Here is a 14,131-nt window from a genome sequence, read left to right as displayed (position 1 = left end):
TTTTATTTATATAAAACTGATATCACATAAGGAGAATAATTGATGAGTCAAGCTAATACGACGGATATTACCACCTACATGCAGTCTGTTGGCAAGCAAGCCAGAGCCGCTTCTCGTGCGCTCGCGGCAGCCAACACAGGCGACAAAAACTCAGCACTCATGGCCATTCATGATGAGCTAGTCAATGCCAAGCCAGATATTTTGGCAGCCAATAAAATCGATATGGACAACGGTCACAAAAACGAGCTTGATAGCGCTCTGCTCGATCGCTTGGAATTAAACGAAGCACGATTCAACGCTATGCTCCAAGGCCTAAAAGACGTGGCGAGCCTGCCTGATCCAATCGGCGAAGTGACGGATATGACTTATCAGCCATCAGGGATTCATTTGGGCAAAATGCGTGTGCCACTGGGCGTCGTTGGCATGATTTATGAATCGCGTCCTAACGTAACCTTAGAAGCTGCTTCACTGGCACTAAAATCAGGCAACGCCATCATCTTACGCGGTGGCTCTGAAGCGTTTGAATCCAATCAAGCGATTGCCAAATGCATCATAAAAGGTCTCAGTCAGACGGATCTCTCTGAGCACAGCGTTCAAGTATTGCAAACGACCGATCGAGCTGCCGTTGGTGAGCTGATCACCATGACTGAATATGTGGACGTCATCGTACCGCGTGGCGGCAAAGGTCTGATTGAGCGTATTAGCAACGACGCCCGCGTCCCTGTGATCAAGCATCTAGATGGTAACTGCCATACCTTTATCGATAGCGATGCGGATCCTGAGATTGCCATCAAAGTCAGTGTCAATGCCAAAACCCATCGTTATGGTACGTGCAACACGATGGAGACGCTGCTGATTGATGCCTCTATCGCCAAAGATTTATTACCAAAGATTGCCACTGCCATTATCGAGGCCGATGATGCCATGCAACTGCGTGTTGACGAAAGTGCTGAGAGTATCTTGGCCGATGTGATCACCTTAAACGGTCACTTGTCTGCTGCTACCTCTGAGGACTGGGATACAGAATATCTTGCCCCTATTCTTGCGGTAAAAGTCGTCGACGGTATCGATGAGGCGATTGAACATATCAATACACATGGCAGCCATCATACCGATGTCATCATCACGGACAACTATACCAAGTCGCAACGCTTCATTCGTGAAGTGGACTCAGCAAGCGTGATGATTAACGCTTCTAGCCGTTTTGCTGATGGCTTTGAATATGGTCTTGGTGCTGAGATTGGTATTTCAACGGACAAAATCCATGCGCGTGGCCCAGTGGGTCTTGAAGGACTGACCTCGCAAAAATGGATCGTCTATGGTCATGGTGAAGTACGTGCATAACTAAATCTGTATTCATGATTGAATCGAGCGTTTGAGAACGTCGGCCATTGTGCTGGCGTTTTTTTATGATAATCATAGCTATCTATATTACGGACATCTAAACAATAAGGAGCGGTGCCACCATGCAAAGCGGCAAGATTAAACATTGGAATCACGAAAAAGGCTATGGCTTTATCGATGTCGATGATCAAGATGAAGACGTGTTTTTTCATATTAGCAAAGTAAGTTTGGCGGAGCCGATAGCGGTTGGTCGACGTGTCTATTTCACGAGTAGTCGTAATGATAAAAACCAATTGCGTGCCACCAAAGTGACGTCAGCCGTACTCAGCATTGAACCAGATACTGCACCAAATACACCAAGGCAGATGCCCAATAATAGCAAACGAGATAATCACAGCCGGCCCTCAAATCGCAACCATCAAAACACTCGTCAAAATAGCTCTCGCAACAAGAGAAGCCTAGGCAGTACCCTATTTAGCCTCATTGCCATTATCGCTGTCGCTGTCTACTTCTTTGGCGATTTAGGCTCGACGTTATCTCAGTATACGTCTGACAATACCAGTCAAGTCGCCACAACTGACACAGCGACCACTAGCATCACAGGCGATGCACAAGTCGATAAGACGATTGCGCTGATTCAACAAGGCGGGCCATACCCTTATCCCAATAAGGACGGCACGACGTTTTATAACCGTGAAGGCAGACTGCCAGCACAATCGCAAGGCTATTACCGTGAATACACCGTACCCACCCCTGGCGTCTCCCATCGCGGTGCAAGGCGTATCGTCACAGGTGGTCGCCCGCCCACTGTTTATTACTTAACCGTCGATCATTATGACAGTTTTCAAAAGCTTGAGGTACCCTAATATGAAACCAAAGGATATTAGTCAAAAAGCCATGAATCAGAAAGATACGAGCCAAGCCATCCACTATGTCAGTCAAGACCCCATTAACCAAAACGGTACAGCGCTATCTGCCGTCATTCCTACTCAGGCTGTTACCATACCTGCGTGTGACACACTGGACAAAACCACGCTATTGACGAGTCTGGCGCGTGCCTGCCACTTCCCCAGCTATTTTTCACACAATTGGGACAGTGCATGGGACTGTCTGACAGACAGCGATGTGCAGCACTTAGTGCTTGATTTGACGGTAATAAAAAAGATAAACACCGAAGATTTCACTATTTTTAAAAGCATTATAGAAGATGCTTATAGTGACTTTGGTAAGCCGCAACTGTGGATTATTGTGCCCTTTGAGAATGACACTTAGCGGTGGAAAAATGACGAGGAGACTGCAGGAAGCAATAAAGACATCTTTGAGAGACCCGATAGCATGCGCTTTATCACAGCACCCTCTACTATCGAGACATTAGCGCTATTTGCAGGGGCATTGGCTTTTGCCGATGGGATGACGCTCGTGGCTGAGGACGCATGGTTTGAGCTACCGACGTTTGTCTGGGCACTGGCAGGCGGCGTCATCATACGCAATGTGTTAACGATGGTCTTCAATTTTGAGATGTTTGATCGCTCGATTGATGTATTTGGTAATGCGTCTTTGAGTCTGTTTTTGGCAATGGCGTTACTGTCATTGAAGCTGTGGCAGTTGACGGATTTGGCAGGGCCTGTATTGGTCATATTGATCGTACAGACCATCATCATGATTATCTACGTCTACCTCATTACCTTTAAAGTCATGGACAAAGACTATGACGCGGCAGTACTCTCAGCAGGGCATTGCGGTTTTGGTATGGGAGCTACCCCGACAGCGATTGCCAGTATGCAAGCCGTCACGGATCGCTATCTCCCCTCGCCGAAAGCCTTCTTAATCGTGCCAATGGTTGGTGCGTTCTTTGTCGATATCGTCAATGCCACGATATTGCAAATATTCACCAAGTTGCCGTTTATGTAATACTACTTATGTAATACTACGTCTGAACGTATTTAAGCCGTGATTAATCTTGAAGAGATTGCATGAGTCACATCGTGTGATAGCATTATTATCAAATACAATGTGATCCCACCGCCATTCATCGTATCAATAGACATTACTCAGAATTATTAAAACTTATTAAAAGTATCGAGGCATTTTATGTTGGTATTTGCCATTATTCTTGTGGTTTCAGGCGCACTCATTATTGGTGCATTATGGGGTCTATACGGCTATATGCCTGACTGGATACAAGGCAATCTGCTTGCGCTGGCAGGTGGTGCGCTCATGAGCTCAGTGGTACTTGAGATGATTCAACCTGCGATTGGCGAGAGTGGTTTGTGGACGACTGTCGCCTTTACCGTGTTAGGCGCAGTGGTCTTTACGGCTATTGACTATCTGATTGATGAAAAAATGCAAAACAAAGGCGGGGCAGGTTTGCTTGCTGCTATTACGCTTGATGGTATCCCAGAAAACTTAGCGCTTGGCGTCGCGCTGATTGGTGGTAACGCTTTACAAGTCGCGGCACTAGCAGGGTCTATTTTATTATCAAACCTCCCAGAAGCCGCAGGCGGTGCCAAACAAATGCGCGATGGTGGTAGCAGTCACAAAAAAATACTCATGCTATGGATTGGTGCAGCTATTTTATTATCATTAGCAGCTATTATTGGCAAAATGCTTCTCAAAGATGTCGATGATGCAGTAATTAGTGCAATTGACTGTTTTGCCGCAGGGGCGGTGATTGCTTCATTAGCGACAGAAGTTTTTCCTTCTGCATTTAAAGATGGCAACCATTGGGCGGGTATCAGCACTGCTATTGGTTTGGTGCTGGCATTAGGACTCAATCAACTCGGTGGCTGAGATTATAAATATTCGTAGGGTTTAAATTTGCCCCTTATTGCATGAGCATGCTCTTATCGCACAATTATTTGAATGAATAAAACCGCCCAGCAATAATGTTGGGCGGTTTTTATTTATCTGACATTCGGTTCAAATATGTCTAGGTGCGGCATCATGCAGCAACATGATCGACTCACTAAAGCGTAAACCCAATCACATTGAGCTTGTTCTCTTCTGCAAACTTAAATAACTCGTGAACGTGATTTAAATTCTCACGAAATGTATTCAAACCTTCTTGACTCTCTGCTTCGTGGTAGCCGATATCGTGTACCAATTTTTTTAAGTCTGTCGCGGCAAACGCTTTGACGATCTCAGGTACGACGGCCACATTGTATAATAAACCGTCATGCTGCTCATGCAGCGGGGTGCTATTGTTTGCCAAAAACAACAAATCGCACAAGGCATAATGCCCCTCTCCCAATAACTCAACCAGTTCTTCCGTATAATGTTCAAGAGACGCTTGTCTCACATCTAAGTATTGGTTGTCGCGATTTTCTCTTAGCTCATCCAGTGTCATATCACCAACAAGTATGCTGGTTAAATTTTCCTCGCGAACACTACAAAAGCAAAATGACATAGTTGTTGAAATAGACATCGTATCTTCCTTAACTGTGATTAAAAATAAAACCGCCTAGCAAACGCTAAGCGGTTTTTTGTTATACAACTCTCAAATAGAGTCAGTTAATACTTACTGGTTTTTTTCGTACACTGGTAGCTCTTTGCAGATGGCTTCTACTTTACCGCGTACTTCAGCTGCAACCGCTTCATCACCGCGGCTGTCTAGCACGTCACAGATCCAGCCTGCCAAATCACCCGCTTGCGCTTCGTTGAAGCCGCGAGTAGTAATGGCTGGGGTACCGATACGGATACCAGAGGTGACAAATGGTGATTTTGGATCATTTGGTACGGCGTTTTTGTTGACCGTGATATGTGCATCACCAAGCCATTTGTCGGCTTCTTTACCGGTCATTTCTTGCTTCACTAGGCTAATCAGCATGAGATGGTTTTCAGTACCACCAGAGATGATCTCATAGCCACGCTCTTGAATGACTTTTGCCATGGCTTGTGCGTTTTTCACAACTTGCTGCTGATAGGTTTTGAAGTTGTCTTCCAGCGCTTCTTTAAAGCAAACCGCTTTTGCCGCGATGACGTGCATGAGCGGGCCACCTTGGTTGCCTGGGAATACGGCAGAGTTTAGCTTTTTAGCAAGTTTCTCATCACGCGACAAGATCATACCTGAACGCGGGCCACGTAGGGTTTTGTGTGTGGTGGTAGTGGCCACATCAGCAAAAGGTATTGGGCTTGGATAGACGCCGCCCGCAACAAGACCAGCAACGTGTGCCATGTCTACCAATAGATACGCGCCTACCTCGTCAGCGATGTCACGGAAACGCTGCCAATCAACGACTTGTGAATACGCTGAGAAGCCTGCGATGATCATCTTTGGCTTGTGCTCACGCGCTAATGCTTCTACTTGATCATAGTCAATAAGGCCAGTGCCATCGACCAATCCATACTGTACGGCGTTGTAGTTCAGGCCTGAGAAGTTGATGTGCGCGCCATGCGTTAAGTGACCACCAGCGTCTAGACTCATGCCAAGTACCGTGTCATTGGCTTCTAGCAATGCTAAAAATACGGCAGCGTTTGCTTGGCTGCCTGAATGTGGCTGGACGTTGACGTATTCAGCACCGAACAGCTCTTTTGCACGGTCAATGGCCAATTGTTCAATGACATCGACATGCTCACAGCCACCATAATAACGCTTACCAGGATAGCCTTCAGCGTATTTATTGGTCAAATCAGTGCCTTGTGCTTCCATCACTGCTTGTGAGCAGTAGTTTTCAGAGGCAATCAACTCGATGTGATTTTCTTGACGAACGCTTTCTGCGGCCATCGCTTCAGCAAGGGTCGGATCAAACTCTTTGATAGAAATGTCTTTAAACATAATAATGTCCTAAGTAGTGACTGTCATTGAAAAAGTATCATTGAAAAGAAGCTGATAGCTTGCCCACAATCAAACGAACACTGCATCGACGTTGCTCAAAGTATGCTAGGTACTTGTGCACGCTGCTCTTTTGCCAGCTGTTTTATGGTACGACCATGATTGTAAATGGCGACTATCAGTAAAAATTAACATAAGAATAAACACAGGCAGTTGGCCTGCATTAACTTGACCGATCCGTCAATAAAATCGATATACAGCGGCATCGATAGCATTGCGAAAGCGTAAGTGTAACATGAAAAATTGTGCGATGAGCGCAAAAAAGCCTGCCTGAAGATGAGCAAATTAAATGGCGATATAACACAGATAAATAGCCAATTAAATAAAGGTTTTACTCAATGCAAATTTTTGACCCTAGTTTTTTCTTTGTGTATATAAGAATAAAACGTTTTTAAGTATCACTGGACAAAAATGCCGGCAAAAAGGTTTCGCTGATAAGTAGTAAGCGACCATACCAGTCATAGCGCGTTTGCCGTTGCCAGCCCTCGCTCGTCTGTCGCACAAATCGCTGGTTTGGCACTGTGCGCCGACGTTTAAATAACACATAACCGATGGGCGTACCTTTTAGCTGCTGCAAGCGTCGCGCGTTACCTTTTAGGCTTGATAGCGGAAAGATGCTTTGCGCACCGACCCATGGCTGCTCGTCATTGCCGTATAGCAGTACTTCACGTATCCACGCCAGCAGTGGACGATTCAGCGCTGAGCCTTGCAGACCCAATTGTCGCTTTTGTTGCAGCGTCAATAGCCGATAGCCTTCAAAGGTGCGCTCCACTCGTAACGGCTGCCCTGCCTTCTCTTCTAGCATGGCTGTGAGCGAACCTTCGGCATTGAGCCACGATACGAGTTCAATAGGAGGCAGAGAGGTAGCAATACTAGCAATAGAGTTTGTGGGCATAGTTAACGGCTAATCATGAAATGTGTAAAGTAAAGGCCTGCAGGCTATTATTAATAGTGGATATTAGTGGTGTATATCAATGAAGCGTATCAAAGGCTGGCATATTGTCCGCGTTAAATGGTAGTGCCTCATGGGCTTGCTTGCGATATTGTGCCATATGCATCCGATCTCTGGCACAAAAATCGCCAATCGCAGGGACAAAACGCGGATCATAAATACGGTGAAGCGAGTGCGTGGTCGTTGGGATAAATCCACGAACCAGCTTATGCTCCCCTTGCGTACCCGGATCAAAGGACGCTAGCCCTTGCTCGATGGCAAACTCAATGCCTTGGTAATAGCACAGCTCAAAATGCAAGCTGTCATACTCACCAAGCGCGCCCCAGTATCGACCGTACAAAGTCGCACTATTATCAACATCATTATTAACATCGCCATCAACACTGTCGTCGTTGTCGCTATTACTATCAGGTGTGTCATACAAGAACAAACTACTGGCAATAATCTCACCACTGGCATCGAGTGCTTGCGCGAGCATAATATGTTCAGACATACTCGCTGCCAATGCCATAAAAAAGTCTATCGTCAGATAAGGCTGCTGTCCGCGTACCGCATAAGTCATCACGTAACAGTGATAAAAAGCCTTCCAGTCTGAATCGCTGATAGCATCGCCGATTTTTCGCTGGCAGATGATACCTTGCTCAGCCACTTTACGACGCTCCGCACGGATAGTTTTGCGCTTTTTAGCTTTTAGCGTCATCAAAAACGCATCAAAGTCTGCAAAGGGCTGACTGTCATTGAGCAGGTCTTTGTTTTGCCATAAGAACTGACAGCCTTGACGCTCGAATATCGGCATCGCAATCGGCGCGGACTCTACGCCGCGCTCTTGTGCTGCTAGCGCACGCTCTATATCAATTTCGGTCGGCATAGACGTGGTCGCAATAGAGGCTAGATTAGGAGTCACAAATAGCCCATGCCAGCTTGAGGCGCCGACTTGCTGAGCGATATCATCGACACCTGCGATGGCTGTTTTGATTATCTCTTCATTTAGCCTCTCCCCTTTTGCCAGCCAAAGCCGCTGACCCGTAATCGGCGTATACGGCACACTAGTGACCAATCTTGGATAATAGTCGAGACCATAGCGCGCATACGCCTCTGCCCATGAATGATCGAACACGAACTCACCGCGTTGATGGCCTTTTATAAAGACTGGCATTACCGCAACTGGTTGCAGAGCAGCATCCTTAGTATCATCATTGACACGATGCACCAAAATAAATATCGGTAGCCACCCTGCCCGCTCGCCAATCGCGCCTGTCTCAGCAAGCGCCTGCCAAAAAGCAAATGACATAAAAGGCGTGTCTGGCGTTTGCCAATCGGTCTGGCTCTGCCAGCTGGTATCATTCATCAGCGCATACTCTAAACTCATACTCACCGTCACTCTTATAATCGCTATATATTTATCGATAACCAATCTGTTGATGACCTAGCCTAGCAAATTTTTGCGGTTTTGCTGTCACAATTTGCAAAGTTTTTTTGAGACGCAATAAAAAACCACCAATCGTGACATTGGTGGTTTTTAGGATTATCCTTATGTCCTCTCAAGAATAATATAAAGGTCAATAAAACACCGTCCATATTATTGAAAAGATGATATCGCAACAAATGACTGTTAGAATAAGGTTACTACCAGCTTAGTATAATTTGAAACCCTAAGATATGAGCGAAAACAGTATACTTAGTTCATGGTATGTGATTGACATCCTCTCGAATTTATAGTGGGTTTATTATAATATACCGTCAGCGACTTGCTGTCTGGCAGTTTTACGGGGCAGTCAACGTGCCATCTGAGAACGCCCTTGTAGTGAACATCAGTAAAAGAAAATGTTTTATCAAACTTGAATATCTCTAACTTAAATATTGCTAAGCAGCTACATACGACGTACTTGTTCGAACGATATTATTGAGCATTGCATAGTATCATTGACCCATATTCAACATTATATTCGAGCTTTATTATTAACGACAACTAAAGGAAGATTCAAATAAAATGTCAAAAATTATTTATACAAAAACTGACGAAGCCCCAGCGCTTGCGACACTATCTTTTTTACCTATTGTAGAAGCGTTCACTAAGACCGCAGGTGTCGAAGTTGAAACTAGTGACATCTCTGTTGCGGCACGTATATTGGCTGAATTCCCTGAATACTTGACCGAAGAGCAACGTGTTCCTGACAACCTAGCTGAGCTTGGTCGCCTGACTCAAGACCCCAACACCAACATCATCAAACTGCCAAATATCAGTGCCTCTGTACAGCAGCTCAAAGCAGCTATCAAAGAGCTGCAAGGTAAAGGCTATGCCATCCCTGACTTTCCAGATGATCCACAAACGGATGAAGAAAAAGAGCTACGTAAGCGCTATGGTAAGAGCTTAGGCAGTGCCGTAAACCCTGTACTACGTGAAGGTAACTCAGACCGCCGCGCACCAAAAGCCGTCAAAAACTATGCACGCAAGCATCCACATTCAATGGGTGAATGGAAACAATGGTCAAGCACACATGTATCGCACATGCATGGCGGCGACTTCTATGATGGCGAGCAATCTATGACCCTAGATAAGGCGCGCACGGTTCGCATGGAGCTATTGCTAGACGACGGCACCAAAAAAGTATTGAAACCTAAAATCGACCTACTAGACAAAGAAGTTATCGATTTGATGGTCATGAGCAAAAAAGCCCTGCTTGAATTCTATGAGCGTGAAATGGAAGATTGCCGCGAAGCGGGTATCTTGTTCTCACTACACGTCAAAGCCACCATGATGAAAGTCTCACACCCCATCGTGTTTGGTCATGCGGTCCGCATTTACTACAAAGATGCGTTTGAAAAACATGGCGAACTCTTTGATGAGCTTGGCATCAACGTCAACAACGGTATGGCAGATTTATACGATAAGATTGCTACTTTGCCAACCTCAACGCGTGAAGAAATTGAGCGCGACCTACATGCTTGTCAGGAGCATCGCCCACGTCTGGCCATGGTTGATTCGGCCAAAGGTATCACCAACTTCCATTCACCAAGTGACGTGATCGTGGATGCCTCTATGCCAGCGATGATTCGTTCAGGCGGTAAAATGTGGGGCGCTGATGGCAAAATGTATGACTGTAAAGCCGTCATGCCAGAGTCTACCTTTGCTCGTATTTATCAAGAAATGATTAACTTCTGCAAATGGCATGGCAACTTTGATCCAACGACCATGGGTACCGTACCAAACGTCGGCCTAATGGCACAAAAAGCAGAAGAATACGGCTCGCATGACAAGACCTTTGAATCTAGCGATGCTGGTATTGCTCGTATCGTCGACGTGGAGACCGATGAAGTCTTGCTCGAAAAACGCGTTGAAAAAGGCGATATCTGGCGCATGTGTCAGACCAAAGATGCCCCGATCCAAGATTGGGTCAAGCTTGCTGTACGCCGTGCCCGTGAATCAAATACGCCTGTTATCTTCTGGCTCGACCCATACCGTCCACATGAGAACGAGCTCATCAAAAAAGTTAAAATGTATCTAAAAGATCATGATACTGACGGTTTACACATCGAAATCATGTCTCAGGTTCGCGCCATGCGTTATACCCTAGAGCGTGTCGCTCGTGGCCTCGATACGATCTCTGCGACTGGTAACATCTTACGTGATTACTTAACTGACTTGTTCCCAATCCTAGAGCTTGGTACCAGTGCTAAGATGCTATCGGTTGTGCCACTCATGAAAGGCGGCGGCTTGTTCGAGACAGGTGCTGGCGGTTCTGCACCAAAGCATGTTGAGCAGCTCACCGAAGAAAACCATCTACGTTGGGATTCACTTGGTGAGTTCTTGGCCTTGAATGTCTCTTTGGAGCATTTGGCAAGCAACGACAACAATGCTAAAGCTCAAGTATTAGCCGATACGCTCGATACCGCGACCGAAAAACTGCTGCTGAATGACAAATCACCATCACGTAAAACTGGTGAGCTTGATAACCGTGGTAGTCACTTCTATCTAGCGCTATATTGGGCTGAAGAGCTGGCGGCGCAGGATCAAGATAGGGAGTTAAAAGCACAGTTCACGCCATTGGCGCAAAAGCTGGCAGAAAACGAAGACGCGATTGTCAAAGAACTTAACGACGTTCAAGGTAAGCCAGTCGATATCAAAGGCTACTACTATGCTGATGAGGATCTTGCGAAAAAAGCCATGCGTCCAAGCGCTTTGTTTAACGAAGCCTTGGCATCGCTATAAGTAATAAGCAATTGATCTTGAAACATTAATCCTAATCGCTCTGGTTTTTATACACAGATCGATTAGGTAAGTTTAAGTATTAGCAAACAAAACACCTCAGCTGTCTTAGAACGTTGAGGTGTTTTTTTGTGCCTATCTCAAAATGATAATAAACAACTTGCCTATGTCTATCCATTTCAAACACATAAAAAAACCACCTACATCAGTAAGTGGCCTTGAATAAATATAATAAAGTTTAACGCTCTAGGCATTAATGCGATTACGCATCCATGTGCTTGATAATGGCTTTACCAAACTCAGAAGTACTGAGCAAGATAGCATCTGGCATCAAACGCTCAAAGTCATAAGTAACCGTCTTATTGGCGATCGCGCCTTGGATACCACTGATGATGAGATCCGCCGCCTCACACCAACCCATATCACGCAGCATCATTTCCGCAGACAATATCAATGAGCCTGGGTTTACTTTATTCTGACCAGCATACTTAGGCGCAGTACCGTGCGTCGCTTCATAGACAGCGATTGAGCCGCCTTTGTTGGCACCTGGGGCAATACCGATACCGCCTACTTCCGCCGCTAGCGCGTCAGAGATATAGTCACCGTTCAGGTTGAGTGTTGCCACTACGGAGTAATCTGCCGGACGCATCAAAATCTGCTGCAAGAATGCATCAGCGATCACATCTTTGATGATGATGTCATTACCCGTTTTGGGATTTTTCATCGTCATCCATGGACCACCATCTAATGGCTCAGCATCAAAACGCTCTGCTGCCAGCTCATACCCCCAATCTTTAAACGCGCCTTCCGTAAATTTCATGATATTGCCTTTATGCACGAGGGTCACGTTTGGCAAGTCATTATCGATAGCATGCTGAATGGCTTTACGTACTAGGCGCTGCGAGCCTTCTTTTGAGACAGGCTTGATACCGATGCCGCAGTCTTCAGGGAAGCGAATGCTGGTCACACCCATCTCTTCTCTTAAGAAATTGATGACTTTTTTGGCATCATCACTGCCTGCCTGCCACTCGATACCTGTGTAGATATCTTCTGTATTTTCACGAAAAATCACCATATTGGTCAGCTCAGGATGCTGTACTGGGCTTGGCACGCCTTTAAACCAGCGTACTGGTCGCTGACAGACATACAGATCAAGATGTTGACGTACAGCCACATTCAACGAACTAAAGCCACCACCCACCGGTGTGGTCAACGGTCCCTTGATACTGATGACGTAGTCTTTTAAAATCTCTAATGTCTCACTGGGTAAATATTCACCGTCATATATTTTGGCCGCTTTTTCGCCCAAGTAAGCTTCCATCCAGATAATTGATTTTTTACCGTGGTAGGCTTTATCGACCGCTGCATTGACCACCTTTATCATGACAGGTGTGATATCCACCCCAATACCGTCACCTTCAATGAACGGAATAATCGGATGATTGGGCACATTTAGCGACAAATCAGCATTCACGGTTACTTTTTCGCCGTCTCTTGGTACGATGACCTTATCATATGACATGGATAAAACTCCTTAGTGGTAAGTTATACATCGCAAGCGAACTGAACACGTTGTTATGCTGGCTTTTCTATTATAATGGTTGCGCTCTAGACGCTTATTAGCTAAACAAAGTCTGATGTATGAGATACTTGCGGCATTGGATTGAACGATACTAAAAAATAGCTTCAAATTAAACATATATGCATTGATGTAAATACAAACTAAAACTGTGCATAGAAACTGCTTATCATTAAATTCAGTGTTATTGGCTAATTAATAAGAAATATCACATATACAATTTATAAATTATTAATAAAATGCAGCATCTATAACTTTATAACCTTTAAAGGGTTATAATACATTGTCTTGTTGATAGTAATAGAACAAAGAGCTGGACAATCATTTTATCTTGTAGGTGATAGGTTTATTACTATCAAAAATATAAATACCCCTATAAAAATATGGATTTAGAGTAGCAGTAAATTTGCGTGGTTGCTGTCCTACTTTTGTAGCAAAATACATCGCACAGCGTATATCAAACACAATACCTCTGTTCTTATTTTTTAGTACTGACTTTGCTTGATTAAACATACGCAAAGACTGCTAATCACTCATTTACCTTCAGGAAATATCACTTTATGCCGACTTCTAGTCTCATCTTGTTCAATAAGCCTTATGGGGTGCAAAGTCAGTTCAGAGACGATAGTAACAATGACCATGCCACCCTATCGCAGTACTTTACTGATAAGTCTTTGCGAGTTGCTGGTAGGCTTGATGCAACGTCCGAAGGGTTACTTATTCTGACCGATGATGGCCGAGTCAATAAAGCAATTACCCATCCGCCAAAAGCCAATGCTGGACGTAAGCAAGGTAAGACTTATTTGGTACAGGTTGAGGGCATTCCTACTGCTGAGCAACTCAATCAGCTCAAACGTGGCGTGACGCTCAAAGATGGCAAAACTCTGCCTGCTGAGGTTAAACACGTCAGTGAAGATGAGCTACCGATGGCGCTCTGGCAACGTCATCCGCCGATACGTGAGCGTAAAAGCGTACCGGACTCATGGTTGATGCTGACAATTTATGAAGGTAAAAACCGTCAAGTCAGACGAATGACCGCGCATGTTGGTCTGCCCTGCCTACGTTTGATACGTTGGTCGGTGGCAGGGTTTGAATTAGGTGACATAGCAGTTGGCGAGTTTGTGCGCATTCACTTAACTAGTGAGCACTATCAGCAATTGGGTATCAGCTATTAATTTGTCCCGTCTAAACGCTTAGCTATAGTCAATCAATATTAAA

At 45.1% G+C, this 14,131-nt stretch carries 11 protein-coding genes and 1 pseudogene; 7 read left to right on the top strand and 5 right to left on the bottom strand.

Going from position 1 to position 14,131, the window contains the following annotated elements; translation table 11 throughout:
• The first annotated feature begins 42 nt into the window (after positions 1 to 42).
• From B3V51_RS01060 to B3V51_RS01040, 5 genes and pseudogenes are all read left to right on the top strand, one after another.
• Entirely contained in the window at positions 43 to 1,344 is a 1,302-nt protein-coding gene (locus B3V51_RS01060; protein WP_071002341.1) for a glutamate-5-semialdehyde dehydrogenase, read from the top strand.
• Positions 1,345 to 1,466: 122 nt separating this feature from the next.
• Positions 1,467 to 2,210: a ribonuclease domain-containing protein gene (locus tag B3V51_RS01055; RefSeq protein ID WP_071002342.1), complete on the top strand. Its 744-nt coding sequence runs from the start codon at positions 1,467 to 1,469 to the stop codon at positions 2,208 to 2,210.
• A gap of 1 nt (position 2,211) precedes the next feature.
• On the top strand, positions 2,212 to 2,616 hold the full coding sequence (locus B3V51_RS01050; protein WP_286707818.1) for a barstar family protein: 405 nt from the start codon (positions 2,212 to 2,214) through the stop codon (positions 2,614 to 2,616).
• Positions 2,617 to 2,631: 15 nt separating this feature from the next.
• A pseudogene (locus tag B3V51_RS01045) lies at positions 2,632 to 3,255 on the top strand (sodium/glutamate symporter); the annotation flags it as partial.
• Positions 3,256 to 3,435: 180 nt separating this feature from the next.
• A complete protein-coding gene (locus B3V51_RS01040; RefSeq protein WP_212563931.1) occupies positions 3,436 to 4,134 on the top strand; it encodes a ZIP family metal transporter in 699 nt (232 codons plus the stop codon).
• A gap of 175 nt (positions 4,135 to 4,309) precedes the next feature.
• Here the strand turns inward: B3V51_RS01040 and B3V51_RS01035 are convergent, their stop codons facing one another.
• The 4 genes from B3V51_RS01035 to B3V51_RS01020 form a co-directional block, all read right to left on the bottom strand.
• Positions 4,310 to 4,768 (bottom strand): hypothetical protein, encoded by a 459-nt coding sequence (locus B3V51_RS01035; protein WP_071002344.1) that lies wholly within the window; start codon positions 4,766 to 4,768, stop codon positions 4,310 to 4,312.
• 93 nt (positions 4,769 to 4,861) lie between these two features.
• Complete coding sequence (gene glyA, locus B3V51_RS01030) at positions 4,862 to 6,118, bottom strand: serine hydroxymethyltransferase (protein ID WP_071002345.1); 1,257 nt, start codon at positions 6,116 to 6,118, stop codon at positions 4,862 to 4,864.
• Positions 6,119 to 6,566: 448 nt separating this feature from the next.
• Positions 6,567 to 7,070 carry a chorismate--pyruvate lyase family protein gene (locus tag B3V51_RS01025; RefSeq protein ID WP_212563932.1) on the bottom strand — a complete coding sequence of 168 codons (504 nt, stop codon included), beginning with the start codon at positions 7,068 to 7,070 and terminating at the stop codon, positions 6,567 to 6,569.
• Positions 7,071 to 7,146: 76 nt separating this feature from the next.
• Positions 7,147 to 8,496: a GNAT family N-acetyltransferase gene (locus B3V51_RS01020; RefSeq protein ID WP_212563933.1), complete on the bottom strand. Its 1,350-nt coding sequence runs from the start codon at positions 8,494 to 8,496 to the stop codon at positions 7,147 to 7,149.
• 621 nt (positions 8,497 to 9,117) lie between these two features.
• Between B3V51_RS01020 and B3V51_RS01015 the strand changes: the two genes are divergently transcribed.
• Positions 9,118 to 11,337 carry an NADP-dependent isocitrate dehydrogenase gene (locus B3V51_RS01015; protein ID WP_286707817.1) on the top strand — a complete coding sequence of 740 codons (2,220 nt, stop codon included), beginning with the start codon at positions 9,118 to 9,120 and terminating at the stop codon, positions 11,335 to 11,337.
• Positions 11,338 to 11,596: 259 nt separating this feature from the next.
• Here B3V51_RS01015 and icd read toward each other — a convergent pair whose 3' ends face one another.
• Positions 11,597 to 12,856, bottom strand: a complete 1,260-nt coding sequence (gene icd / locus B3V51_RS01010) for an NADP-dependent isocitrate dehydrogenase (protein WP_286707816.1) — start codon at positions 12,854 to 12,856, stop codon at positions 11,597 to 11,599.
• Between the two features lie 617 nt (positions 12,857 to 13,473).
• On the opposite strand from icd, the gene B3V51_RS01005 reads away from it, so the two are divergent.
• Positions 13,474 to 14,088, top strand: coding sequence for a pseudouridine synthase (locus B3V51_RS01005; RefSeq protein ID WP_212563936.1), 615 nt, complete (start codon positions 13,474 to 13,476; stop codon positions 14,086 to 14,088).
• The last annotated feature ends 43 nt before the right edge of the window (positions 14,089 to 14,131 follow it).

It is taken from the genome of Psychrobacter sp. UBA2514 (assembly GCF_002341255.1).
GTDB classification, from domain to species: Bacteria; Pseudomonadota; Gammaproteobacteria; order Pseudomonadales; family Moraxellaceae; genus Psychrobacter; species Psychrobacter pacificensis.
The sequence above is the reverse complement of the archived record's forward strand: the minus strand, read 5'-3'. Positions and strand labels throughout refer to the sequence as shown.

Coding starts and splice junctions, on each gene's coding strand:
- B3V51_RS01060 (WP_071002341.1), top strand. CDS start 43: ATGAGTCAAGCTAATACGACGGATATTACCACCTACATGCAGTCTGTT.
- B3V51_RS01005 (WP_212563936.1), top strand. CDS start 13,474: ATGCCGACTTCTAGTCTCATCTTGTTCAATAAGCCTTATGGGGTGCAA.
- B3V51_RS01020 (WP_212563933.1), bottom strand. CDS start 8,496: ATGAGTTTAGAGTATGCGCTGATGAATGATACCAGCTGGCAGAGCCAG.
- B3V51_RS01035 (WP_071002344.1), bottom strand. CDS start 4,768: ATGTCTATTTCAACAACTATGTCATTTTGCTTTTGTAGTGTTCGCGAG.
- glyA (WP_071002345.1), bottom strand. CDS start 6,118: ATGTTTAAAGACATTTCTATCAAAGAGTTTGATCCGACCCTTGCTGAA.
- B3V51_RS01015 (WP_286707817.1), top strand. CDS start 9,118: ATGTCAAAAATTATTTATACAAAAACTGACGAAGCCCCAGCGCTTGCG.
- B3V51_RS01050 (WP_286707818.1), top strand. CDS start 2,212: ATGAAACCAAAGGATATTAGTCAAAAAGCCATGAATCAGAAAGATACG.
- B3V51_RS01025 (WP_212563932.1), bottom strand. CDS start 7,070: ATGCCCACAAACTCTATTGCTAGTATTGCTACCTCTCTGCCTCCTATT.
- B3V51_RS01055 (WP_071002342.1), top strand. CDS start 1,467: ATGCAAAGCGGCAAGATTAAACATTGGAATCACGAAAAAGGCTATGGC.
- B3V51_RS01040 (WP_212563931.1), top strand. CDS start 3,436: ATGTTGGTATTTGCCATTATTCTTGTGGTTTCAGGCGCACTCATTATT.
- icd (WP_286707816.1), bottom strand. CDS start 12,856: ATGTCATATGATAAGGTCATCGTACCAAGAGACGGCGAAAAAGTAACC.